The sequence below is a fragment of the Collinsella sp. TM10-22 genome (assembly GCF_003466125.1).
Lineage (GTDB): Bacteria > Actinomycetota > Coriobacteriia > Coriobacteriales > Coriobacteriaceae > Collinsella.
The window spans coordinates 70,017-95,194 of the sequence record NZ_QSOC01000004.1 but is presented as its reverse complement, the minus strand read 5'-3'; the positions used below and the strand labels follow the sequence as shown (position 1 = coordinate 95,194).

Annotated in this window: 20 protein-coding genes; 9 read left to right on the top strand and 11 right to left on the bottom strand. The window is 59.0% G+C overall.

The genetic code is table 11. The features are described from left to right. Positions 1-75 precede the first annotated feature (75 nt). Entirely contained in the window at positions 76-879 is an 804-nt protein-coding gene (locus tag DXD94_RS05240) for a DeoR/GlpR family DNA-binding transcription regulator (protein WP_117763442.1), read from the top strand. Positions 880-944: 65 nt separating this feature from the next. Here the strand turns inward: DXD94_RS05240 and DXD94_RS05235 are convergent, their stop codons facing one another. After that, the gene (locus tag DXD94_RS05235) at positions 945-2,105 is read right to left on the bottom strand and encodes an FprA family A-type flavoprotein (protein WP_117763441.1); all 1,161 of its coding nucleotides are present in this window, start codon (positions 2,103-2,105) and stop codon (positions 945-947) included. A gap of 129 nt (positions 2,106-2,234) precedes the next feature. Beyond that, complete coding sequence (locus tag DXD94_RS05230; protein ID WP_117735474.1) at positions 2,235-3,221, bottom strand: LacI family DNA-binding transcriptional regulator; 987 nt, start codon at positions 3,219-3,221, stop codon at positions 2,235-2,237. A gap of 383 nt (positions 3,222-3,604) precedes the next feature. Here DXD94_RS05230 and DXD94_RS05225 point away from each other — a divergent pair, with 383 nt between their 5' ends. Beyond that, positions 3,605-4,810 (top strand): galactokinase family protein, encoded by a 1,206-nt coding sequence (locus tag DXD94_RS05225; RefSeq protein WP_117735475.1) that lies wholly within the window; start codon positions 3,605-3,607, stop codon positions 4,808-4,810. Continuing rightward, a complete protein-coding gene (locus tag DXD94_RS05220) occupies positions 4,801-6,429 on the top strand; it encodes a UDP-glucose--hexose-1-phosphate uridylyltransferase (RefSeq protein WP_233540322.1) in 1,629 nt (542 codons plus the stop codon). Before DXD94_RS05225 ends, DXD94_RS05220 begins: the two co-directional genes overlap by 10 nt. A gap of 241 nt (positions 6,430-6,670) precedes the next feature. Here the strand turns inward: DXD94_RS05220 and DXD94_RS05215 are convergent, their stop codons facing one another. From DXD94_RS05215 to DXD94_RS05185, 7 genes are all read right to left on the bottom strand, one after another. Then, positions 6,671-7,606, bottom strand: a complete 936-nt coding sequence (locus DXD94_RS05215) for a hexose kinase (protein ID WP_117763522.1) — start codon at positions 7,604-7,606, stop codon at positions 6,671-6,673. Positions 7,607-7,659: 53 nt separating this feature from the next. Then, complete coding sequence (locus DXD94_RS05210; RefSeq protein ID WP_117763439.1) at positions 7,660-8,541, bottom strand: aldose 1-epimerase family protein; 882 nt, start codon at positions 8,539-8,541, stop codon at positions 7,660-7,662. Positions 8,542-8,660: 119 nt separating this feature from the next. Beyond that, a complete protein-coding gene (lacB, locus tag DXD94_RS05205; RefSeq protein ID WP_117583544.1) occupies positions 8,661-9,185 on the bottom strand; it encodes a galactose-6-phosphate isomerase subunit LacB in 525 nt (174 codons plus the stop codon). 63 nt (positions 9,186-9,248) lie between these two features. After that, complete coding sequence (lacA, locus tag DXD94_RS05200) at positions 9,249-9,677, bottom strand: galactose-6-phosphate isomerase subunit LacA (RefSeq protein WP_117735479.1); 429 nt, start codon at positions 9,675-9,677, stop codon at positions 9,249-9,251. 307 nt (positions 9,678-9,984) lie between these two features. After that, positions 9,985-10,998 (bottom strand): hypothetical protein, encoded by a 1,014-nt coding sequence (locus tag DXD94_RS05195; protein WP_117763438.1) that lies wholly within the window; start codon positions 10,996-10,998, stop codon positions 9,985-9,987. A gap of 227 nt (positions 10,999-11,225) precedes the next feature. Further along, on the bottom strand, positions 11,226-11,564 hold the full coding sequence (locus tag DXD94_RS05190; protein WP_055252615.1) for a PTS lactose/cellobiose transporter subunit IIA: 339 nt from the start codon (positions 11,562-11,564) through the stop codon (positions 11,226-11,228). 214 nt (positions 11,565-11,778) lie between these two features. Then, the gene (locus DXD94_RS05185; protein ID WP_117763437.1) at positions 11,779-12,783 is read right to left on the bottom strand and encodes a LacI family DNA-binding transcriptional regulator; all 1,005 of its coding nucleotides are present in this window, start codon (positions 12,781-12,783) and stop codon (positions 11,779-11,781) included. 356 nt (positions 12,784-13,139) lie between these two features. Here DXD94_RS05185 and DXD94_RS05180 point away from each other — a divergent pair, with 356 nt between their 5' ends. Together DXD94_RS05180 and lacG (DXD94_RS05175) are read left to right on the top strand one after the other, a co-directional pair. Continuing rightward, positions 13,140-14,915 carry a lactose/cellobiose PTS transporter subunit IIB gene (locus DXD94_RS05180; RefSeq protein ID WP_117763436.1) on the top strand — a complete coding sequence of 592 codons (1,776 nt, stop codon included), beginning with the start codon at positions 13,140-13,142 and terminating at the stop codon, positions 14,913-14,915. Positions 14,916-14,981: 66 nt separating this feature from the next. Next, a complete protein-coding gene (lacG, locus tag DXD94_RS05175; RefSeq protein WP_117763435.1) occupies positions 14,982-16,421 on the top strand; it encodes a 6-phospho-beta-galactosidase in 1,440 nt (479 codons plus the stop codon). A 344-nt stretch (positions 16,422-16,765) separates the two neighbouring features. On the opposite strand, the gene DXD94_RS05170 is transcribed toward lacG (DXD94_RS05175), so the two are convergent. After that, positions 16,766-17,767: a LacI family DNA-binding transcriptional regulator gene (locus tag DXD94_RS05170; protein ID WP_158564795.1), complete on the bottom strand. Its 1,002-nt coding sequence runs from the start codon at positions 17,765-17,767 to the stop codon at positions 16,766-16,768. Between the two features lie 285 nt (positions 17,768-18,052). Between DXD94_RS05170 and DXD94_RS05165 the strand changes: the two genes are divergently transcribed. From DXD94_RS05165 to DXD94_RS05155, 3 genes are all read left to right on the top strand, one after another. After that, entirely contained in the window at positions 18,053-19,843 is a 1,791-nt protein-coding gene (locus DXD94_RS05165) for a PTS lactose transporter subunit IIBC (protein ID WP_117763433.1), read from the top strand. A 76-nt stretch (positions 19,844-19,919) separates the two neighbouring features. Beyond that, positions 19,920-21,341: a 6-phospho-beta-galactosidase gene (gene lacG / locus DXD94_RS05160; RefSeq protein WP_199407118.1), complete on the top strand. Its 1,422-nt coding sequence runs from the start codon at positions 19,920-19,922 to the stop codon at positions 21,339-21,341. Between the two features lie 366 nt (positions 21,342-21,707). Beyond that, a complete protein-coding gene (locus tag DXD94_RS05155; protein ID WP_117743264.1) occupies positions 21,708-22,940 on the top strand; it encodes a Fic family protein in 1,233 nt (410 codons plus the stop codon). Positions 22,941-23,047: 107 nt separating this feature from the next. Here DXD94_RS05155 and DXD94_RS05150 read toward each other — a convergent pair whose 3' ends face one another. Then, positions 23,048-23,812 (bottom strand): DeoR/GlpR family DNA-binding transcription regulator, encoded by a 765-nt coding sequence (locus DXD94_RS05150; protein WP_233505086.1) that lies wholly within the window; start codon positions 23,810-23,812, stop codon positions 23,048-23,050. A gap of 206 nt (positions 23,813-24,018) precedes the next feature. Between DXD94_RS05150 and DXD94_RS05145 the strand changes: the two genes are divergently transcribed. Continuing rightward, positions 24,019-25,071 (top strand): aldose epimerase family protein, encoded by a 1,053-nt coding sequence (locus DXD94_RS05145; protein WP_117763432.1) that lies wholly within the window; start codon positions 24,019-24,021, stop codon positions 25,069-25,071. Positions 25,072-25,178: the final 107 nt, after the last annotated feature.

The window sequence follows — 25,178 nt, the reverse complement described above, 5'->3', positions numbered from 1 at the left end:
TCTTACTTAAAAAGAAAATGAACGAAAATGGACTCAACACAATTCCTGCAAATTTCAGACGCGGATGGAGCAGCTATGGCCCACGTAACAACTCGAGCATTCGCCGACGAGCGGCGCGCCGCCATCATGGAAATGCTCGAGCATAACGCCTCCGTTCAGGTGGCAGACATCGCCCAAACCTTTGGCGTATCCTCCGTCACCGCCCGCGCCGACCTGGACGCGCTCGCCGAATCCGGCAAGCTGCGTCGCACGCATGGCGGCGCCGTGTCGCTCCACAAACGCCTAACTGTCTCCACGCAAGATCGCCGCATAAACATCAATGTCGCCGCCAAGCAGGCTATCGCACAAAGTGCCATTGAACTCGTCGGCAACGGTGACACCCTGCTCGTCGACTCGGGCACCACGGCACTCGAGTTTGTCCGGCTCCTCGATCAGCGCGACGGCATCACCGTCATCACGGCCGACATCACCATTGCCGATTACATCGACGAAAGCATGCCCTCGGTTGATGTCGTCATGCTGGGAGGGGCACTGCGCAAAGGCCATCGCTATCTATATGGCCCGCTCACCATGCAGGCACTTCAAACGGTTCACGCAGACCTTGCCGTCATATGCCCCGGCGCCTTTGTCCCCCGCTGCGGCTTTACGACTGACTTTCCTCAGATGGCCGAGACCAAAACGGCCATGATCGCCGCAGCCCGTCAAAGCGCCGCCCTCATGGACGCCAGCAAGGTCAACGGACGCGGCATGTATCGCTTTGCCGAACTGACCGATGTCGACACCGTCATGATGGATTGCGACCCCGACCATGCCGTTGCCACCTCAATCGCCGAGATTGCCGATGACGAACGCCCGAACCTCATCATCGCCAGCGTGTAAACAAAAACCACCACAAAGGTGCCTGTCCCCTTTGTGGTGGTTTGAGCGTTAAAAGCGAAATATCGCTATTTGGAAAGCTCGTCGGCGAGGGCTTCGATCTGGGCGCGCGAGGTGTCGTTGAGCGAGCCTAGGACGGTCACCTTGTTCTGCGTCAGGGTGATGTCCTTCATGCCCTCGAGCTCCTTGGTCATAACCTTGGCAGCAGCGGGCGCCCAAGAGCCGGCCTCGACAAGCGCCACCGTGCGATTCTGGTAGGCATGCTCGGCGAGCGTGTGGATGAAGGTGCTCATAAACGGGAAGATCTCGCCCTGATAGGTGATGGAAGCGAGTACCAGACGGTCATAGCGGAACGCATCCTCAACGGCCTCGGCCATGTCGTCGCGAGCCAGATCAAAGACGGAAACCTTCTGGCCGCGAGCCTCAAGCGCGGATGCGAGTTCCTCAACGGCGACCTTCAGATGGCCGTACACGCTCGCGTAGGCAATCGTGATGCCGTCGTCCTCGGGCTGATAGCTCGACCAGATGTTGTAGGTGTCGAGGTAATAACCCAGGTTCTCGGTCAGCACGGGGCCGTGAAGCGGGCAGATAATCTGAATGTCCAGATCGGCGGCCTTCTTGAGCACGGCCTGCACAAACTTGCCGAACTTTCCCACGATGCCAAAGTAGTAACGGCGCGCCTCGCAGGCCCAGCCCTCAGGATCCTCGATGTCGTTGGCGCCAAACTTGCCAAAGCCGTCGGCACTAAAGAGCACCTTGTCGGTGGCCTCGTAGGAGAAGAGCACCTCGGGCCAGTGAACGTTGGGGGCGCCAACAAACGTTAGGCTGTGGCCGCCCAGGTCGAGCACATCGCCCTCTTTGACGACCATCTTGCGCTCGGGGAAATCGGTGCCAAAGAAGTTGACCATCATGCGGAAGGCGCCCATGCTTGCCACGATCTGTGCCTGGGGATAGCGCTCCATAAAGGCGGCAATGCCGGCGGAGTGATCGGGCTCCATATGATGGACGACCAGGTAGTCGGGCGTACGGCCATCGAGCTCGGCCTCGAGGTTGCCGAGCCACTCGTCGACAAAGCCAGCGTCGACCGAATCGGCGACAGCGATCTTTTCGCCCAAGATAACGTAGCTGTTGTATGCCATACCGTTCTCGGACACGTCGTACTGGCCCTCGAACAGGTCGATGTCGTGGTCGTCGACGCCGATGTAGCGGATATCCTTGGTGATCTCCATCAGGCAAAACCTCCTAGATAGACAAAAGAACCCGTCTATCATAGCACTCGGCTGCATCCCAACAGCCATCTGCCGGCATCCTTATCGATTGTTATTGATGTTCAACATATCACCGTTGACCTGCGGAAACTATGCGCGCGGTGCCGCCGTACTATGTCGAACGATAAGCTGGCCGGGAATACGAATGGCAACGGTTTTGCCCGCCGCACCCGCCTCGGGAACCGCATGCTCAAACACCTCTCGTCCGCGCTGATGCAAGTCGAATCGAACGGTCGTGAGCTCGTTATGCGCGACAAAGTCGTCGAGTGAGTCATCGACGCCCACCACGCTCACGTCCTCGGGCACGCGCAAGCCGCTATCGCGCAGCGCGGCGATGGCGCCGTTTGCCATCTGGTCGTTTGCCGCGTAAATCGCCGTCATGGTGCGGTCGTGCTCGGCCAGGTACCTGCCGGCCTCGTAACCGCTGTTGGCAGACCAGTCACCCTCGAGCGGCTCTACCGGCTCGATGTGTTTACGCTCGAGTGCATCCTGCCAGCCGGCGCGACGAAACTGTTCGTCGACTGAGAACGACGGGCCACCAATATAGCGAATCTGCTCGTGCCCCAGCTCAAACAGGTGATCCATGAGCAGCAGCGAGCAGCCGTAATGATCGGAATCGACCGTGGTCACGCGCGGATGCGCATACATGGTGACGATAACCGTGCCAATGCCCGGCAGTGGATCAAACGACTCAAAATCGGGCGCCATGCGACTCATGCCGATGATGATGCCGTCCACCGGCAATGCAGCCATACGACGCGTGGCCTCGGCAAGCGAAAACTCCTCGGTCTTGGACATCTCGACCAGCGTGATGGCGCAACCGCGCTCACGGGCCGCACTGGCAATGCCGTCGATCATCGTCAGGTTACCGAACTTGGTGACATCGTTGACGCACAGACCGACCGAATGGTAGCGGCCGTCGCGCAGCGAGCGACCGGCATAACTCGGACGAAAGCCGAGCTCTTGCATGGCGGCCTGCACGCGCTGGCGCGTCTGTTCGTTAACGTTGGGCAAGCCGTTGGCGACGCGCGAAACCGTCTGCTGCGAAACGCCAGCAGCGCGGGCGACGTCGGCCATGGAGACCGGACGCGTACCTGTATCGTTGGACGGGCGCCTTGCCACAGGATCACCTTCACCCTTGCGAGATCTGAATAGCGTGCATGCCGGCCCGGGCAGAAACACACCCCGCGCCGAAGCCCGCTATCGTCGGACGCATGCTAACGTACTCTACTTTTTCAATCCGCAACTCTTCTGCTCTATAAGTCCATACGGCAATACCGTTCACGGCTGAATTTCTACCGATTACCAGATTCTCAAAAAGTGATAAGTGTTGTGTTATGAGTACGTTAACATAGCCCGTAACGTGCGGCATCGTAGATGCTGAATTTACGCCGCTTCAGATTGTTAACGTACTCACTACGACGCAAAGCTCGTCAGTATGCGCCAAGGAAAGGACCCTCATGACCGCTCCCGACGAAAAGACACTCGCCACACTCACCAAGCTGTTCGAGGATGAGTTTGGCCCCATCGGCGATCGCCAGGTGCTCTATGTGCACGCGCCCGGCCGCTCCGAGATCAGCGGCAACCACACCGACCACGAGGGCGGCCACGTTATCGCCGGCTCGCTCGATGTCGCCGTCGACGGCATCGCCGTGGCAACTGATTCCAACAAGGTCCGCGTTGCCGACGAAGGCTATCCCACGTTTGAGATCGCGCTCGACACGCTAGACGTTCAGGAGTCCGAGAAGGGCACGTCCGCGAGCCTCGTCCGCGGCATGGCCCACGAAATCGCTGCTCTGGGCGTTGAGCCCCAGGGCTTCGACCTCGCCTTCACCTGCTCCGTCCCCTCGGGCGGCGGTCTTTCGAGCTCCGCTGCTGTCGAGGCGGCATACGGTCGTGCCATGGAGACGCTCTGGGGAGCGCCCGCCATCGAGCCTGTCGCGCTCGCCCAGATGAGCCAGCGCACCGAGAACAATTACTACGGTAAGCCCTGCGGCCTTATGGACCAGGCCGCCGTGTGCTTGGGCGGCCTTGCCTACATGGACTTTGAGGATCAGGCTCAGCCTAAGACCCAGAAGCTCGAACTCAACTTTGAAGATCACGGCTATGCGCTCGTGCTCGTTAAGGTCGGCGCCGACCACGTGGCCGCCACCGACGACTACGCCGCCGTTCCGCGCGAGATGCAAGACGTCGCCGCCGAGTTTGGCAAGGCACGCCTGTGCGAGGTAAACGTTGCCGATTTTGACGCCAAGCTCCCCGAGCTGCGCGCCAAGCTGGGCGACCGTGCCTGCCTGCGCGCCGTTCACTACTGGTACGAAAACGGCCTGGTCGATAAGCGTTGGGCGGCCCTTAACGCCGGCGACATCGACCAGTTCCTGGTCCTGACGCGCGAGTCCGGCGCCAGCTCCGCCATGTACCTGCAGAATGTCGTTGCCAAGCTGGGGTCTGAGCAGCCTTCCATGTATGCCCTGGCGCTGGCCGAGCACGTGCTCGACGGCCGCGGCGCCGTTCGCATTCACGGTGGCGGCTTTGGTGGCACCATCCAGGCCTTCGTGCCGCTCGACCTGGTCGACACCTTCATTGCCAAGATGAACGGCTGGCTGGGCGAGGGCTCTGCCCGCCACTACGCAATTTCTGACAAGGGGGCTTACGCGGCATGGCTGTAATGACCGACGTGCGCGAGGCCGCGCAGGGCCTGATTGAGTATGCCATCCATCGATCGATGATCGGACAGGACGATCGCATCTGGGCCTACAACACCATTTTGGAGTGCATCGGCGCCACGGGCCCCGCACTCGACATGGCTTGGGCGCTCAAGACCGAGAAGATTTCGCTCTTGCACCCCGATACCCTGCCCGACTTTGACCTGGAGGGCACGCTCGCCGCGCTTGCCGAGGCCGCCGTTGCCAACGGTGCTGCCGAGGACACGGCATCGGGGCGCGACCGCATCGCCATGCGCATCATGGGTATGCTCATGCCGAGGCCTTCGGTTGTAAACGAGGAGTTCAACGGCCGCATGGGCGTCAACGAACCCCGCGCCGCGACCGACTGGTTCTACGGCCTGTGCTGCGACGCCGGCTACGTGCGCCGTGCCGCCATCGCGCGCAACATCAAATGGAGCACCCCCACCAACTGGGGCGATCTCGAGATAACCATCAACCTGTCCAAGCCTGAGAAGGACCCGCGCGATATCGCCGCGGCAGGTGCCGCCAAGAACACGGGCGAAAAGTATCCCGCCTGCCAGCTCTGCATCGAAAACGAGGGCTACCCCGGACGCTCCGCCGCAGCCGACGGCGGCGCTCATCCTGCACGCCAGAACCTGCGCATTATCCCCATCTCGCTCAATGGCGATCGCTGGGGCTTCCAGTACAGCCCGTACGCGTACTTTAACGAGCACTGCATTGCCATGAGCTCCGAGCATCGCCCGATGCACGTTGACCGCAAGGGCCTGACGTGCCTGCTCGACTTTGTGGACCTGTTCCCGCACTACTTTATTGGCTCCAACGCCGACCTGCCCATCGTGGGCGGCTCGATTCTGTCGCACGACCACTTCCAGGGCGGCGCGCACGAGTTCCCCATGATGCATGCCACCGAGGTCTCACAGTTTAGCGTGCCCGGCTTTGACAGCGTTACGGGTGCTGTGCTGCAGTGGCCGCTTTCGGTGCTTCGCCTGCGCTCGCATGACCGCGCTCAGCTGCTCGACGCTGCCGAGAAGATTATCCTCGCCTGGCGCGAGTGGACCGATGAGTCTGTGGGCGTCATCGCGCACACAGCCGATGACATGGCGCACAACACCGTGACACCCGTCATCCGCCGCGTCGACTCCCGCGGCAATGCCGGCGGCAAAATCTACGAGGCCTACCTGGCGCTTCGCTGCAACATCACGACCGACGAGCATCCGTTGGGCGTGTTCCACCCGCATGCCGAGTATCACCACATTAAGAAGGAGAACATCGGCCTGATCGAGGTTATGGGTCTCGCCATTCTTCCGCCGCGCCTGGTTCCCGAGCTCGGTGCTGTCCGCGAGCACCTGCTGGCGGCCAAGGCCGATGCCAGCTATGACCTTGCCGGCGCGCTCGAGGGCGATAGTCTTTGCCGCAGCCACGCCGCATGGGCCGAGGATGTCTATGCCCGCCGCGCCGACGAGCTTACGGCGGACAACGCCATCGATATCCTGCACGAGGAGGTCGGCGTGGTGTTTGGCCACGTGCTCGACAACGCCGGCGTATTTAAATGGGATGAAGCCGGCCGTGCCGCCCAGCAGCGCTTTATCGACTCACTGTAATGATCCCTTTCGGACGAAGGAAAACGGATCATTTCGTCTTCAAGACAACGGCGCCCGCCGGCAACATCGCCGGCGGGCGCCATTTTTGCGTGTAGTCATTGGGGACGCTCTTAAACGACTAGTCAAACAAGAACGTCCCCAACGACTAATGACTCGAGCGTGGAAAATCTCCCACTTTGAGCTCGTATGGGCACCAAAAGCAGGAGATTATCCACGCTCATTCTATTAGGAGTCGCAACCGCTACAACTCTACGACCTCAACGCTGTTGTAGACCTCGTCCCAGCGGTCCATGACCAGGTGGCCGGTCTTGGGGTCCATGGCGTTGAGCTTGCCGCAGGTATTGGCAGTCTTGAGCACGGTGACGTCGTCGGCACCAGCAGCAATGGCATGCGCAAAGCCGGCAATGGTCGAGTCGCCGGAACCCGTCGCGTTCACAGCCGCAATCGCGGGCGTCTTGGCGCGAAATGCGCGACCCTCATGGAAGCCCACCGAACCGGCAGCGCCCATCGAAACGACAACCCAGGGAATACCGGCAAAACGGCCATCGGCGGCAAGCGCCTCGCGCAGGGCATCGACATCATCGGTCGTGAAGGACGTGCTCAGCAGACCTTTGATCTCGGTCAGATTGGGCTTCACAAGCTCGGGCTTGGCGTCGGACTCCAGCGCAGCCTCCAGCGATGCACCCGAGGTGTCGAGCAGCACCTTGGCGCCCGCCTCCTCGGCGATCTTGACGAGCTTGGCATAGTAGCCGGCATCGACGCCACGCGGCAGCGAGCCCGAAAGCGTCACGACGTCAGCCTTCGCAGCGAGCTCGGCGAACTTGGCCGTAAAGGCCTCGAGCTCGGCCGGAGCGATCTGCGGGCCGCTCTCCAGCAGCTCGGTCTGATTACCCTCGTGCAGAATATTCAGGCAAATGCGTGTCTCACCGGCGATGGGCACAAAGTCATTCTTGACGCCGTCGGCATCCATAAGCTCGGCCATATAGGCACCCATGTGGCCGCCAAGCAGACCGGTCGCGAGCACATCGTCGCCCAACTGCAGCAGCACACGGCTCACGTTGAGGCCCTTGCCGCCAGCGGTCTTTTCGGGCGTCACGCGGTTAACATCGTCGATGATCAGCTTGTCGAGCTGATAGCGCGTATCAATCGACGGGTTCATGGTAACGGTCAGAATCATATTGAACTCCTGTTCCGGGGCGGCATGACCCACCCCAAACATACGATAGCTCGTTAAAGGATCTCAATCTCAAAGCCGCGGGTGACGGTCTCTCCCGGCTTGGCCACCAAGCAGCCACGCTTGTGCTCCAGAATATCGTCCTCGTCGGAGCAGGTGGACAGGCCGCCCCACGGTTCAACTGCCACAAAGTCGCCCTCGGGCTTGCTCCACACAATCAGGTACGGCATATCGGGGAACGTCAGGCGCACGCCCTTGTCCTCGGTTTTCTTGGTCAGCGTAACCACGCGGCTCTCGAGCACGTCGAAGATGGTCTCCGCGAAGTCGAAGAGTTCGTGGGCAAGCGGCAGGTTCTGGCCGATCATGGGGTTCTTGCTGCGATGCTCAACATCAATCAGGCCCGTCGAGGGAACGGCAGTACAGAGCTCGGCGGCCTCACGCTGCTCAAAACGGAGCTCGTAATCGTCGTAGGACTCGCCCTCGTCGAGCGGGCACTTAAAGCCGGGGTGACCGCCCACAAAGAACGGCATGTCCTCGGTGCCCTCATTGGTCACCTCGTACGACACGGCCACCTTTTCCGAATCGATCGTGTAACGAGCAACGATCTTGAACGGATACGGGTACTGCTCGAGCAACTCGGCATGGTCGGCAGAGCTTAGGCTCAACGCAGCCATGTTGTCGCTCTGTTCCTCGAGCTTCCACTCCTGTTTGCGCGCAAAGCCGTGGCGGGCGAGGTTTACCTCGCGGCCGCCCATGGTCATCGCGCGACCGTCACGAAGGCCGCCGCAGATCGGGAAGCAAATGGGTGCCTGGCCCGACCAGACCGCCGGGTCACCCTGCCACAGGTACTCACGGCCGTTGGCCGCAATAGAAGTGAACGACCCGCCCGCCGTGCTCAACGCCACACGAATCAAGCCGTTATCAAGAACAAACTCCATAGGAGCCTTCCCTTTCTTACGACAGCCCGCCAAGTCAATAGGGCTGATAGAAAACCGGCCCGCGCCCCCTCACAGAAACGCGAGCCGTCAACGGACTAGTAAATTACGCCGGATACCCGCTAGTCATGGTATTCGCCGCGGTCCCACTTCTCGAGGAACTCGTCAAAGAAGTGCGGGTCGGCCTGAGCCTCGGCATCGGCCTTGTTGCAGGCATCGATCTTGGCAATCAGGGCATCGTGCTCGGGAGTCTTGTCGTAGGGCTCCTCCAGGAAAGCAAGCATGATGTCGGCCATCAGGAACTCGCCGGTGATCTTGCCGCCAAAGCCCACGATGTTGGCGTTGAGCTCTCGACGGGCATACAGGGCAGAGGTCATGTCGCGAACCAGGGCGCAGCGGGCGCCGGGAACCTTGTTGACGGCGTTGGTGATGCCGATGCCGGTGCCGCACAGGGCCACGCCAAAGTCGGCCTTGCCGCTGGCAACAGCCTCGCCCACGGCCTTACCGTAGATGGGATAGTGCGTACGGGTGTGGCTGTAGGTGCCGCAGTCGAGCACTTTGTAGCCAGCCTGCTCCAGGCGGTCGGCCAGATAGATCTTCTCGTCCGTAACGATATGGTCGCAACCGATTGCGATGGTCTTCTTCATCAGAACGTCCTTTCGTCTGAATTCACAAGTTGAGGTAGAAGTTCGAGTTCTCGGTGGCTCTCGTTAGGCCATCTTGTTGAGCATGTCGACACGGATCTGGTGACGGCCGCCGGCGTACTGGGCACGCAGGAACTCGCGGGCGATCTTCTTGGCGACCTCGGTGCCCACGACACCCGGGCCCATGGTGACCATGCGCGAGCCGTTGTGCTCGCGGGTCATGTAAGCGGAACGCTCGTCGGAAATGTTGGCGACGACCATGCCCTTGATCTTGACGGCAGCCATATAGGAGCCGACGCCGTACTTATCGAATGCGAAGCCCTGGGAATCCTTGTGCTCCAGCAGGTCCTTGGCAACGGCGGTCGCGGAATCGACAAGGTCCGCGGCAGGGGTCTCGGAATAGTCGACGACTTCGTGACCGTCGGCGATGAGCATCTCCTTGATGGACTCCTTCATCGACATACCGTCGGCATCGGAAGCGATTACAACCCTCATGACATCCTCCTTGAGAGATACGCAGGTGCGTAGTTTCTGTTTGGAAGTGTTGAATCGCGTTCAGGTCCGGGCATCTGAATGTGCGGTTCTTCACTGTTCTTGTTTATTTGAACACATTCGAACATTAACTGCAACAACTATTTGTTTGTCTTTGTTCTTTTTTGAACAAATACCATTCACGGGTGATTGCTGACCGTTTGGGTCTGGCGCGGACGTAGCGGCCATGTGTTCAACAAACAAAAGGGCGGCCGAGAACGTGTCTCGCCCGCCCTTCGGCAGTATGCCCCGGTATATACAGCTGTTTTAGCTACACGGACTGCCCGCCCTTCTTGGCATGCTTGGACGGAGCGCTCAGAAAGCGCCCCGTTAAGTAGTTCGCCGGACCGGAAATATCGATCCCCAGCAGCGTGTGCCCCAACCACAGAAACGCCGCGAGCACCAGCAACGGAATAACACACGAGGTCACGATCATCACGATAACGCCTTCGATCAGATCAGTCACCTGCTGCACAATCTCATCGGTCATCTGCTTGGCGCCGCTGGTCACCGATGTGACAAGACCCGAGGCACCGTCGGCAAGCTGCTCAAGCACGTTCTTGGGCTCTGTGGACTCAGTCTTTTTCTTGCTTGCTTTGGAACTGTCGTTATCCGCCACGTCTGCAGCGTCGGCCGCCTTTTGCTCGGCCGCCTCGATGCTCACTCGATACGTTTCGTCGACCTTTTGCGATACCCACACGCTTGCAGGCACCAACGCCATGCCGATCATGGCGACTACCAGCACGCGGGTCGCCACGCGGCGCAGGACGGCACTCGTGCTCCAGCGTCCGTGAATGCCAAGCGAGACCGCAAAGAGCACCAGAGCAAACGGGATCAGGATACCCAGGCCCACCGACCACAAGATGGTCAGCAGATATTTCTCGAGGTAGAGCACGGCAAGCACAATGCCCAAGTTGCCCGAAAGCTGGGCGAGCTGCTCGGCGACCGGCGTTCCCGTATCGCCCGGCAGCGCCGTGATGCCCGCAGACAGCGCCACGCACGAGGTCGTGAGCGCCAAAACGTTGCCCTTCTTTTGATCGATAACCTCGATGGTGGAGTCCCAAGTTTTGGTATCGGCGAAATGCGGACGAACTACAAAGCCCGACAGCAGCGCCACTACCACGAGCGCAACGATAAAACCAATCTGCAGCTTTTTGTTTGCGCACACGACATCGGACAGGCTGGGCTGCAGCTCGGTTACTGTCGTGTGCTCGGTTATCTGGACAGAACGCCCATGAGCTACCTCGTGCGCGTCTCTTTTTTGTATTGACCCGTTATCCGGCATTTGGATACCTCCTCAGTCCGGCGTTTAATGCGAAAGGAAGTATACCCACCGAGCAAAAATCGAACGGGAGGACGAACGGAGCGCACCAAGACTGCCCCCCAACGACTAGTCGTTTAAGAACGTCCCCAATGACTATCTCGGGATGAGTTGCGGGGAGGGGGACAGAAAAAGCCCTGTCGCGGGTTTGCGGCAGAGCTTTTGGAAGGGGACTTGATTGTGAGGACTCGTTAGGCAAGCTTGGCCTCGAGCTCGGCGATGCGCTTGTAGGCATCGATGGTAAAGCGGGCCTGCTTCTCCAGAATCATGGTGGTCATGAGAGTGTCCTGGGCGTGAGCCATGATGAAGGTCATCTCCATCTCGCCACCGCCGGCCTCCTGCGAAAGCAGCTTGGTCTGCGTGTCGTGGGCGCCGATAAGTGCATCGCTGGCATCCTTGTGCAGCTGTTCGGCCTTCTCAAAGTCACCCTCGCGAGCAGCATCGAGCGCTGCAAGCAGATCGGTCTGGGCGTCACCTGCGTATGCGACAATCTCGAATCCAACCATCGAGATTTCTTCTTTGGTTGCCATATTGCGTTCCTTTCACATATGAACCAATGGAGAGCATCGCGTCCGGGCATACGCGCTGCGTTGTGTATGACAGAAACAATAACATTCAAACAAAAAAGAACAGCGCAAAACGTGATTTCGAGCTATGAACGGTCGCTTTTCGCCCGTGAACGGTTTTTAAACCAATCTGAACAATATCGAACACAATTAGCGGCAACCCAAACAGACCTGCGCCCTAGCGTACATCGCGCACCGTATCGCCCTCGACGAGCACGCCCGGAAACAGCATGTGCTCCACACCGGGCGCAACGCCCTCGGCGCCGGCAATCTTGTCGACCGCCCACATGCCGACGCGCTTGTTGTCAAAGCGCACCGTGGTCAGGCGACGGTCGGGCACGATATCGCCCAGGCTGTCATCAACACCCACCACACTCACGTCCTCGGGCACGCGCTTTCTGCGCGACTCGATCCCGCGAATGCAGCCGTAGGCCATGGCATCGTTGGAGGCATAAATGGCCGTGCAGGTCGGATCATCCGCCAGGGCCTGACCTGCGGCATATCCGCTCTGCGCCGTCCAATCGCCACGGATAAGTCGCGGTGGCTCAATGCCATGCGCACGCAATGTCTCGCGCCAGCCTTCCTCGCGCCGCATGCCCGAAAGCGAGCGCTCGGGACACGAGATAAAGTGCACGGTCTTGTGCCCCCGCTCCAGCAAGTACTCGACCACCTGGCGCGAGCAATCGAACTGGTCGTTATCGACCGTTGAACAGAGCGGGTGCTCCAACATCGTAACGAGCACCGTCTGCATGCCGGGCAGCGGCTCGAAGGTGCCAAAGTCTGCCGGCATGCGATTCATGATCACGACCACGCCGTCCACTGGCAGTGCGCTCATGCGCGACGATGCACTCTCGAGGGTATACGGATGCCCGTCTACTTTAGTGAGGGTGATGGCATAGCCGTGCTTATCGGCCGCGGCGGCAAAGCCCTCCATACGGTCGAGATTGCCGGTGCCGGTAATGTTGAACATGGCGACGCCGACGGTCTTAAACTTACCGCGGCGCAGCGATCGACCGGCAAAATTGGGGCGATACCCCAGCTCGCGCATGGCGGCACGCACGCGTTCCTTGGTCTCGGGGCGCACGCTGGGCGAATCGTGCACGGTGCGCGAGACCGTCTGCTCCGAGACGCCCGCGAGGCGCGCTACGTCTTTGACGGATACCGATTTTTTAACAGCGGCCATAGGTCGATCTTTCTATGTCAACGATGCCATTGGTGGCACCTTGCGCAGTCATTTTTAACGCCTTCAAGTATATCCAACGCCTCCCCCACCATACGCTCACCACCCAAAACCTACCGTTCACCGACATTTTTGCTTCCCCGAACGGCTTTTGTCGCCCAAATGTTAACGTTGCCATTGTGCAAACACAGAGCCACCGGGCGGCTCAAACGTTTACGCGTAAGAAATCGACGGTTCGCAGGCACAGGAACCACCGGTTCACTTCTTTTTTGTGTCACAAAATGGCAACGTCAACATTTTGGCAACCGAAAGCCAAAAGCTACCATCGTTGCTAACCCACCGACTCTTAGGAGCATTGCATGGAGCAACTCATCGCCATCATCGAAAAGGGCCAGCCCTTTTTCAACGCGATCGCCCGCAACAAGTACCTCAAGGCGATCCGCGACGGCTTTATCTCCGTCATCCCCATCATCATCTTCTCGTCCATCTTTTGCCTGGTAGCCTCGGTCCCCAACATCTGGGGTTTCTACTGGCCCGATGACATCAACAACGCCCTGTGGAAGTGCTACAACTACTCCATGGGCATCCTGGCCATCGCCTGCGCCGCCACCACGGCCAAGCACTTCGCCGACGCTCAGAACCGCGATCTGCCCAAGAACAACCAGATCAACTTCATCTCGTGCATGTGCGCGGCCATCATCGGCTTCTTGCTCCTTTCGAGCGACACGATCGCCACGGACGCCGCCAGCGGTTTCAACACCACCTACCTTGGTTCCAAGGGCCTGCTGACCGCTTTCATCGCTGCGTTTGTGACTGGCATCATCTACAAGTTCTTCATTAAGCGCAACATCACCGTCAAGATGCCCGAGCAGGTTCCGCCCAACATTTCGCAGACCTTTAAGGACATCATCCCCTTCTCCGTTTGCATCACCGTCTTTTGGGTCTTTGACATCGCCTTCCGCGCTGCTTTTGGCTTCTGCTTTGCCCAGGGCGTCATCCAGGTGTTCCAGCCCCTGTTCACCGCTGCCGATGGCTATATCGGCCTCGCTGTGATCTACGGCGCCATGAGCCTGTTCTGGTTCGTGGGCGTCCACGGCCCCTCGATCGTCGAGCCCGCCATCGCCGCCGCCCTCGTTGCCAACATGACCGACAACCTGGCTGCGTTCCAGGCTGGCCAGCACGCTTCCGCTGTCCTGACCCAGGGTGCCCAGTACTTCGTCGTCTGCATGGGCGGCACCGGCGCCACGCTCGTCCTGGTCTTTATGTTCTGCTTCCTGGCCAAGTCTCAGGAGATGCGCGCCGTCGGTAAGGCCGCCATCGTCCCCGTCTGCTTTGCCGTCAACGAGCCGCTGCTGTTCGCCGCGCCCATCGTGCTCAACCCCGTCTTCTTTGTCCCGTTTGTCTTTGCCCCGATCGCCAACATCTGGATCCTCAAGATCTTTATCGACTTCTTGGGCATGAACGGCTTTATGTACACCCTGCCCTGGACCGTCCCCGGCCCCATCGGCACTATCATGGGCCTGGGCTTCCAGCCGCTCGCCTTTGTGATGCTCGCCCTTATCCTGGTCGTCGACTTCGCTCTGTACTATCCGTTCTTCCGCGCCTATGACGCCCAGAAGTGCGCCGAGGAGGCCGAGATCTCCCAGGAAGAGCTCGCCGCCAAGAACGCCGAGAAGGCCGCCAAGCTCAACGACGCTTTCCAGGGCAAGGCTGACGCCAAGAGCGTTGCTGCCGGCGCTGCCGCCGAGGCCGTGAAGGCTGACGCCCCCGCCGCTTCTGCAGCACCCGCTGCCGGGGCAACGACCGCCAGCGACCTCAACGGCAAGCGCGTGCTCGTGCTCTGCCAGGGTGGCGGTACCTCGGGCCTGCTCGCTAACGCGCTGGCCAAGGCCGCCAAGGAGCGCGGCATCAATCTTGAGACCGCTGCCGAGGCCTATGGCAACCACGTCGACATGCTCCCCGACTTTGATCTGGTCGTCCTGGCCCCGCAGGCCGCGAGCTACCTGGCCGACCTGCAGAAAGACTGCGAGCGCGTGGGCAACAAGTGCGTCGCCTGCCGTGGTAAGCAGTACATCGAGCTCTCCCAGAACGGCGACAAGTCTCTCGCCTTTGTGAGCGAGCAGCTGTCGAAGTAAGCAACGCTTAGGGCCAGCCAGCTATCCAAGACAGGCTGGCCCTTCGATTTAAACGATTGGATCATCATGTCCGTTAACCCCGCCAGCGTCACCAACCCGCCCGCGCAGTTCCCCGAGGACTTTGTCTTTGGCGGCGCCACTGCTGCCTACCAGGTAGAGGGCGAGACCCGCACCCACGGTAAGGGCAAGGTCGCCTGGGACGACTTCTTGGAGGCCCAGGGCCGCTTCTCTCCCGATCCCGCCTCCGACTTCTACAACCAGTATCCGGTGGACCTGGAGCTGTGCGAGGAGTTTGGCATCAACGGTATTCGCCTCTCCATCGCCTGGAGCCGCATCTTCCCCGAGGGCACCGGCAAGGTGAACCCCGAGGGCGTGCAGTTCTACCACGACCTATTTGCCGAGTGCCACAAGCACCACGTTGAGCCGTTTGTCACGCTGCATCACTTCGACACGCCGCTGCCCCTCTTTGAGAAGGGCGACTTCCTCAACCGCGAGACCATCGACGCCTTTGTGGACTTTGCCACCTTCTGCTTTAAGGAGTACGCCGACCAGGTAACCTACTGGTTCACCTTTAACGAGATCTGGGCCGACGCCTCCAACACCTACATCGAGGGCACCTTCCCCGGCGGCGTCAAAGCTCATCTGGCCGAAGCCTTCCAGTGCGAGCACAACATGATGCTCGCCCACGCCAAGGCTGTACTGGCCTTCCACAACGGAGGCTTTAAGGGCAAGATCGGCGTCATTCAGTCGCTGGAGTTTAAGTACCCGCTCAACGAGAACGACCCCGCCGACATCAAGGCCGCCAACAACGAGCACGTGCTGCAAAACCAGTTCCTGCTCGACGCCACCTTCCGCGGCGACTATGCCCCCGACACCCTCGAGTGCGCCAACCGCCTGGCTGCCGTCTCGGGCGGCACCATCGAGATCCTGGACGAGGACCTCGAGATTATGCGCGAGGCAGCGCTCTACAACGACTACCTGGGCGTTAACAACTACCAGTGCCGCTTCCTCAAGGCTTACGATGGCGAGAACGACCTGCACCACAACGGTACGGGCGAGAAGGGCACCGGTCGCTGGCGCGTCAAGGGCATTGGCGAGCATGTGAACAAGCCCGGCATCCCCACCACCGACTGGGACTGGATCATCTATCCCGAGGGTCTGTTCGATCTGCTCGTCTACATTAAGCAGCGCTACCCCAACTACAAGCAGATCTTCATCACCGAGAACGGCATGGGCTACAAGGACCCCTACAAGGACGGTTTTGTGGACGACCAGCCGCGCATCGACTACATCGAGCAGCACCTGCGCTGGCTGCTTAAGGCCATGGAGGTGGGCGTCAACGTGGGTGGCTACTTCCTGTGGAGCCTGCAGGATCAGTTCTCCTGGACCAATGGCTACAACAAGCGCTATGGCTTCTTCTACGTTGACTTTAAAACCCAGAAGCGCACGCCCAAGGCAAGCGCCTACTGGTACAAGCACGTAGCGCAGACCCGCCGTCTGGACTAGCGGCTGACGGGGTTACCCGCCCACATAACCTGTCCCCATTTCTCAGCCGGGGGCGGCACGTCACACGACGCGCTGCCCCCGGCCCTTTTGTGCAGGTCGAAAGCCGTTTATCTCAATCTGTAACATCTAACCGAGTTTTTGGTCCCTAGCTGTTACAAATCAAGACAAACCGGGGAGACCGGGTCGAATTGTCTAAATCTGTAACACTAGAACCGGTTTTGGACGTCTAGTTGTTACAAATTGAGATAAACGCACAGGACAATCCTCTCAATCTCAACCTGTAACATCTAGCCGAGTATTTCGGCCCTAACTGTTACAGGTTGAGATGAACGAGCCGAGCACGTCTACGCCCGCAGATCCCGCACGCTCGCGCGCTCGACCAACACGCCCGAGACGAGCGTACGGCTTCTGGAGCTCGGGGCTTCCAGACCTGCGACGACCTCATTGAGCGCACGGATGCCCAGCTCGCGGTGACGAAACTTCACCGACGTCAGAATCGAGTTGGGAATCGTCTTATAAAGCTCATCGTCGAAGCCGATCACGGACACGTCGTCGGGCACACCGAGCCCTTTGTCACGTAGAGCCATCATCACGCCGTTTGCCATGCAGTCGTTAGCAGCGAGGACCGCCGTGCAATCGGGCTTATCGGCAAGCACAAGGCCCGCGGCATAGCCACTATCCGCATTCCAATCGCCTTGCAGAGGCTCGGGCGGCTCAATGCCACGCGCCTCGAGTGCCGCTCGCCAACCTTTCATACGGCACTGGCTCGACAGTGACTCTTTTTTACCAGAAACGAAGTACACGCTCTTGTGCCCGTGATTCAAGAAGTACTCGCACGCCATGCGCGCGCCGCCCTCTTGGTCGTCACTGACGGTGGAGCAGGTAGGATGCTCCATCGGCGTAATAATCACCGTCTTGAGGTCCTTCGGTGCCTCAAAGGCATCAAAGTCATCGACCATCTGACGCAGGTTGAAAATCATGCCGTCGACGGGAAGCTGCGACATTCTGTGCGCCGCATCGGCAAGGGTCATCTTCTCCCCCGCCCGCTTTTTGATCATCGTGAGAGCAAAGCCCCGCTCTTCGGCGGCATCGGCAATACCGTCAATCATGTCCACGGCGCCGCCCGACAAGTGAAACAGCACCACGCCGATACACCCGTAACGGCCCAACTTGAGCGAACGCGCGGCAAAGTTGGTTCGAAACCCGAGCGCCTCCATTGCGGAATGGACCTTATCGCGTGTCGACTCTCGCACGCTATCGGGCTCGTTGATCACGCGCGACACCGTCTTGAGAGAAACACCCGCGGCAATCGCCACATCGTTCATCGAGACGTTTTTCTTGTCCATCGTTGCCACTGCTTCTCCACTCGGTTCTCTATCGCTTGTTTTTTTGCGTTCTAGCATACACTACCTGCCTGACTGATAAATCAACCATTCACCGGACAATATCGACCGCTCGCCCGTATATCCTTGTTGCTCTTCCAAAAATGTCTTACGTTGTCATTAACGAAATGACAACGTTGTCATTTCGCAATGCCTTCCTTAAGCAGGAAGGCTTCCGGGCAGTCCTGACCATCCATCGACGACCAGTTCCATCCACATGCATCGCGCATCAAGTAGCAAAGGAGCTCTATGGACGCCATCGTAAAGATGCTCGAGAAGCATCAACCGTTCTTTGAGAAGATCTCGAGGAATGTCTACCTCCAGGCCATCAAAGACGGATTCCTTGGGTGCATGCCCATCGTCCTTACCTCTTCGATCTTTCTGCTGATCGCCACCCTTCCCGGCGTAGTTGGAATCACGTTGCCCCAGCCGCTCATCGACTGGTGCAACAAGCTGTACAACTTCACCATGGGCGTCATGGGCATCATGGTTGCCGGCACCACCGCCAAGAACTTTACGGCTTCCATGAACCGTCGCATGCCCGCCGGCAAGGTGCTCAACGACGGCTCCACCATGGTTGCCGCCCAGTGCAGCATGCTGCTGCTCGCTGTTACGCAGTTCACCACCAAGTTCGACGGCTCCGAGCTTTCTGTCTTCGATTGCACCAGCATGGGTACGCGCGGCCTGTTCTCGGCCTATATCGCCGCGTTCATTACCGTGTGGGTCTATAAGTTCTGCGTCTCGCGCGATCTGACCATTAAGCTGCCCAAGGAGGTTCCGGGCGCCATCGCTCAGAACTTCCGCGACATCATCCCCTTTGGCGGCGCTGTCATCATCTGCGGCATCATCGATGTTGTCGTGCGCAACCTCATGGGCGTTCCGTTCTCCGAGCTGCTCATCAAGCTGCTCTCCCCGCTCTTCACTGCGGCAGAAACCTATCCTGGCCTTATCCTTATCCAGGCAGCCACCGCGTTCTTCTGGTTCATCGGTGTCCACGGCCCCTCGATCGTCCAGCCGGGCATCGACCCCATCCGTCTTGCCAACCAGGCTGAGAACCTGCAGGTTCTGCTGGCCGGCGGCCACCCCGCCCACTCCCTCACCTTTAACATGTCGCTCGTGGGTGAGTTCGGCGGCACCGGCGCCACGTTCATCGTGCCGCTTCTGCTGATTCTCTTTATGAAGTCCAAGCAGCTCAAAGCCGTCGGTAAGGCCTCGATTGTTCCTGTTGCCTTCGCCGTCAACGAGCCGCTGCTCTTTGGCGCGCCGATGATCCTTAACCCCTACATGCTCATCCCCTTTGTTGCCGCCGGCTGTGCCAACGTGAGTGTTGCCAAGTTCTTTATCGATAACGTGGGCATGAACGGCTTCTCCTTCGTGGTGCCTTGGGCTACCCCCGCCCCCATCGGCATCTTCATCACCACGAACTTCCAGCTTATCGCCCTGGTATTTGTCGCGATTATCATCTTGCTGGACGCCATCATCTACCTGCCGTTCTTGAAGGCATACGATAAGCTGCTCTGCGACCAGGAGGCCGAGCGCGCCGCCGAGCTGGGTCTCGAGTCCAATGGTGCCGCTGCCATCGCCGCCAAGCCCTCTGCGCCCGCCGTCGAGCAGGCTACCGCTTCCGTCGAGACGACTGTTGCCGCCGCCGACAGCAAGCCTGTCGCCGATCAGCCCGAGCCCGAGCCCGAGCCCGCTGCCGATGCATCCGCCAAGAAGGATGTCGACGGTCTGAAGGTCCTCGTCCTGTGCGCCGGCGCCGGCACCTCTGCCATGCTTGCCAACGCCATCAAGGAAGGTGCTGCGCAGACCGGAGAGAACATCGCCTCCTCCGCAGGCGCCTATGGTCAGCACACTGCCATCATGGATCAGTACGACGTCATCGTGCTCGCCCCGCAGGTTCGTAGCTACTACAACGACATGAAGGCCGACACCGATCGCCTGGGCATTAAGCTGCTCGCTCCCCGCGGTAAGGAATATATCGACCTTACTCGCGACCCCGCTGGCGCCATCAAGTGGCTCCGCGAGAACCTCGACTAGTTACCTCCCTCTGTTGGTGCCCGGATTCCCGGTTCGGGCACCTCTCCCTATTCGTATCCCACAGAAAGGATGACTCATGACCAACCCCATGCAGTTCCCCGACGGCTTTGTGTTTGGCGGCGCCACCGCTGCTTACCAGGTTGAGGGCGAGACCCGTACACACGGCAAGGGCAAAGTGCCCTGGGACGATTTCCTGGCTGCTCAGGGCCGTTTCTCCCCCGACCCCGCAAGCGATTTCTACAACAAGTACCCGGTCGATATCGACCTGTGCCAGCGCTTCGGCATCAACGGTATCCGTGTCTCCATCGCTTGGAGCCGCATCTTCCCCAGCGGCACTGGTGAGATTAACCCCGAGGGTGTTGCCTTCTATCACGAGCTCTTTGCCACCTGCAATAAAGCCGGCGTTATCCCCTATGTCACGCTCGATCACTTCGATACGCCCGAGGCCTTTTACCAGAACGGCGGCGAGGGCTTCCTGACGCGCACGACGATCGACGCCTTTGTCGAGTACGCCAAGTTCTGCTTTGCCGAGTTCACCGAGGTCAAGCACTGGTTTACCTTTAACGAGATTCCCGCGACCGCCGAGGGCAGCTTTATCGTCGGCAACTGGCCGCACGGCGAGAAGTATCGCCTGGACAAGGCCTTCCAGCTCATGCACAACATGATGGTGGCCCACGCCAAGGCCGTCGTCGCCTTCCATGAGGGTGGCTTTGAGGGCGAGATCGGCATTGTCCAGAACCTGGAGCCCAAGTATCCCCTCGACCCCAACAACGCCGCCGACTGCGAGGCAGCTCGCATGGCCGACGTCATCAACAACCGCTGGGTACTCGACGCCACCTTCCGCGGCCACTATGCCGCCGACACGATGGAGGCTGCGACCAAGCTGTCCCATATCGCCGGCGGCGAGCTCGACGTCCGCGACGAGGACATCGCCGCGCTGACCGCCGCGCTCCCCTACAACGATTGCCTGGGCGTCAACACCTACAAGTGCCAGTTCCTGCGTGCCGCCGAGGGCGAAAATGACATCAACCACAATGGCACCGGTGACAAGGGCTCCTCGCGCTGGTTCCTCAAGGGCGTGGGCGAGTCATGCGTGCGCGAAGGCGTACCCACCACCGATTGGGACTGGATCATCTATCCCGAGGGCCTCTACGACCTGCTGCTGCGTATTAAGAACGATTACCCCAACTACAAGAAGATCTACATCACCGAGAACGGCATGGGCTATAAGGACGACTTCGAGGATGGCTTTATCGACGACGCCCCTCGCATCGACTATATGCGCCAGCATCTCGCATGGATCCTCAAGGCAATCGACGGCGGCGTGAACGTCGACGGTTACTTCGTGTGGTCGCTGCAGGACCAGTTCTCCTGGACCAACGGCTATAACAAGCGTTACGGCCTGTTCTACATCGACTTTGAGACCCAGAAGCGCTATCCCAAGGCAAGCGCGTACTGGTACAAGAACGTCGCGGAGACCGGCCTGCTCATGGCCTAACTTTTGCCGCATACCCCCTGTCGGCCGCATACGAATCCCTCCATGGGTTCGCATGCGGCTTTTTTGTTTTGGTGGGCCCGAGCGGATCATTCGTCTCGATCTGTAACATCTAGTCGAGTATTTCGGCCCTAGCTGTTACAGATTTAGACGAACGGGTGGCCCGGGCCGAACAATCTCGATCTGTAACATGTAGACCACTTTTGACCGTCTAGATGTTACAGATCAAGACAATAAGATAGTCAAATCCAAACTTTCCAAGCAGTTATGAAGCATGGTTTCTAGTTTTCGGTATCACGAACATACTTTCGGTATCATTTAATGATATTATGATATCGAAAGTGTGTTCGTGATACCGAAAGGAGCCGCATGCGCCAGTTCGATTACACCACAGTCCCAGCGGAACTCGAAGCAACTCCAATCACCAACCTCCTCCTCTCGATACGCGAGCATAAAGGCCGACAGCTTGCTCTGAGTCAAGTCAAACCCGAACTTCTATCGTCCCTTATGGAGGAAGCTAAGATCCAAAGCACCCAATCCTCCAACGGACTTGAAGGAATTGTTACCACCCAAAAAAGACTCAAAGCGATCATGGCGTATTCCGCCAAGCCAAGCTCCCGCGCAGAGGAAGAAATCGCTGGATACCGAGATGTGCTGTCGCTTATTCACGAGCAACACGATTCCATTCCCGTAACGCCATCGGTCATTCTGCAGTTGCATCGTGACCTCATGGTACACACAGCAATCTCGTATGGGGGCCATTGGAAAGATAGCGATAACGAAATCATCTCCATCGACGATCAAGGCAATCGATTTGTGCGCTTTAGGCCGCCTTCGGCCCTAGCAACCCCCGGACTTATCGAAGAAGCCTGTCGGTCCCTCAACGACGCCTTATCTCGTCAAGTTTGCGACCCCCTCCTTATATCATTCCGCTTCATCTTCGATTTTGTCAGCATTCATCCCTTCAACGATGGCAATGGCAGGATGAGCCGGCTCCTTACAACGCTGCTACTCGAAAAGACTGGATACGACGTTGCGCGTTACATCAGCATCGAACGACTTATTGAAGACAACAAGGCGCTCTACTACAACGCCCTCGCTGCAAGCTCCGCTGGATGGAATGAAAATCAAAACACCGAAGCACCCTTTATCCGTTTCATGCTCGGAACAACCCTGGCCGCCTACCGACAGCTCGAGCAGCGTACCTTAATTGAATCAAGCACTCGTCCCATGTCGAAGCAAGCGCGCATCGCCGTTCTATTTCAACAGAGACCCGGTGTCATTAAGAAATCCGACATCCGATCCAACTGCCCCGATATCAGCGAGGTTACCGTTAAACGAACCCTCGGTCAGCTTGTTAGTTGCAGCGCAATCGAAAAAACAGGAGCGGGTCGTTCGACGGGCTACATACTCAAAGACGTCCATGCTCTAGAACTATTCTTGCAATCCACATTACCCGATAGCGAGGCCGCAATAACAAAAGAGGCTCCAAAGGATAAGCTCCTTGAACGTGTAAACCACGCCGAGGATGAAAGCAGAGAGGGGCTCTATGAAGACTACGATTCATTCTCAAGGGACATAAAGACGAAATACGGAGTCTAGTCATATCCCAGAATAGCCTCATCCTTGTTGCCCAAAGTTATTTACGCGTCATTGTAAAGCGGTACCCCCGCGCCGGCAGGGGGCAGATGTATCGCTTGCAGCGCTAGCTAGCAAATGACCTGCGTGAGTTCCTCGATGGCGGCGCGATCCTCGGCGGCGATGCCCGGCTCGCACACCACGGCGTCCAGGCTGTCCAGACGGCAGAAGGTGTAGAAGTCGCGCTTGCCGATCTTACTGGAGTCGGCGATCAGATAGCGCGAGTCGGCCTTGCTAAAGGCGAGCTGCTGGATACGACCCTCATCCATATTAGACGTAGACACGTCGCCATCCAGAATGCCGTTGGCGCCGATAAACGCCGCGTCGATACCCAGTGCACGCAGGGTATCCTCGGCCGTTGGTCCCACAAAAGCGGCGGTACGGCGACGGTACATGCCGCCCACTAGGCACAGGTCGCAGTCCTCGCGCGCCTCGAGCAGGTTAAACACCGAAAGCGAATTGGTCACGATGCGCAGACGAAATGCCGGCAGCATCGAGGCCATCTGCTCAACCGTGGTGCCCGTACCCAAAAAGATGGTCGAGCCTTCCTCGATAAGCTCCACGGCGCGGCGCGCGATCTGCAACTTTTCCTCGGCATGCTTGGTGCGCTTTTCGCTGTGCGAATACTCATGGCGCAACATAGCATGTGGACGGCCCTGCGCACTGCGGGCTCCACCGTGCACGCGCTCGATCTCGCCCAGGCTCGCAAGCTCCTCAAGGTCACGACGAATCGTCATATCCGAGACACCTAACGCATCTGAGATCTCCTTAACCGAGACCGTGCCCTGCTCTTCGAGCAGCTGACGAACCCTATCCTGTCGCTCTGCCTTAATCACGATGAATCCTCGCCGTTCTTTGCGCGCATATCATTCAAACAGTAACGAACAAATTGTATCAGACTCGTGCGCGTCAAAAATGAACGCCCGCACAGCTCCAATCATCACTTTTTTGAGAAAAATACCCCCTGCTTTAGTGGGGTGTAGTGATAATCTCGCCTGTTCGCGCTACAGTTTGTCCGAAATATCTCGATGTTAGGAACCAAATGATCACTTCCGAGCTTTTCGGCACCGCGCCGTGTGGTACCCCCGTTCATCGTTACACCCTCAACGGGCCCGAGATCTGCGTTCGCATTATGGACTATGGCGCCACCGTGTTGGGCATCGACGTGCCCGACATCCCCGGCAACGTGCGCGATGTGGTGCTGGGCTTCGATAAGCTCGAGGATTACTTTGACAACCCCGCTTGCTTTGGCGCGACTATCGGCCCCGTGGCCAACCGCACCGCGGGCGCCACGATCACCATCGACGGCACGGACTGGCATATGCCCGCCAACGAGGGCGCCAACAACCTGCACAGCGATCTTGAGCATGGTCTGCACAAACGCGTATGGGATGTTGAACTCGACGAGGCCCACAATGCTGTGCGCATGACCACCTCGCTTAAGGATGGCGAGCTTGGCCTGCCCGGCAACCGAACCTTTACGGCCGTGTTTACCGTTACACGCACCGGCGTCTTTCGCATCGAGTATGGCTGCGAGAGCGACCGCGCCACCTACGTGTCCATGACCAACCACACGTACTTTAACCTTGCCGGCCATAACGCCGGCATGGACTGTGAGCACTTCTTTGTTGCCAACGCTGCCAACTACCTGCCCATCAACGAGCAGAACATCCCCACCGGCGAGATCACTCCGGTCGAGGGCACGCCGTTTGATTTCCGTGAGCTGCGCCCCGTCGCGCCCGGCATGGAAGCCGACGACCCGCAGATTAAGCAGGCACGCGGCTACGACCACTGCCTGTGCATCGATGGCTATCAGTACGGCCGCAACCTGCGTCGCGCCCTGCATGTCGAGGAGATGTGGACCGGCCGCGAGCTGAATTACTACACCACCGCACCGGGCGTTCAGCTCTACACCGGTAACTGGCTGGGCGACGAGCACGCCAAGGACGATGCCAACTATGGTTGGGGCGCCGGCTTTGCCCTCGAGGCAGAGATGTACCCCGACACGCCGCACCAGCCGCTGTTCCCGCAGGGCATTGTGGGCCCGGGTCACCCCTACAGCAATGTGATCGAATACCACTTTATGAGGCACTAAGCCCACAACGCTACATATCGCACACCAGCGCCCGCCGGCACCGCCGACGGGCGCTTTGCTACCTAGTCATTGGAGACAGTCTTCACTGCCAGACGAGAAGGACTGTC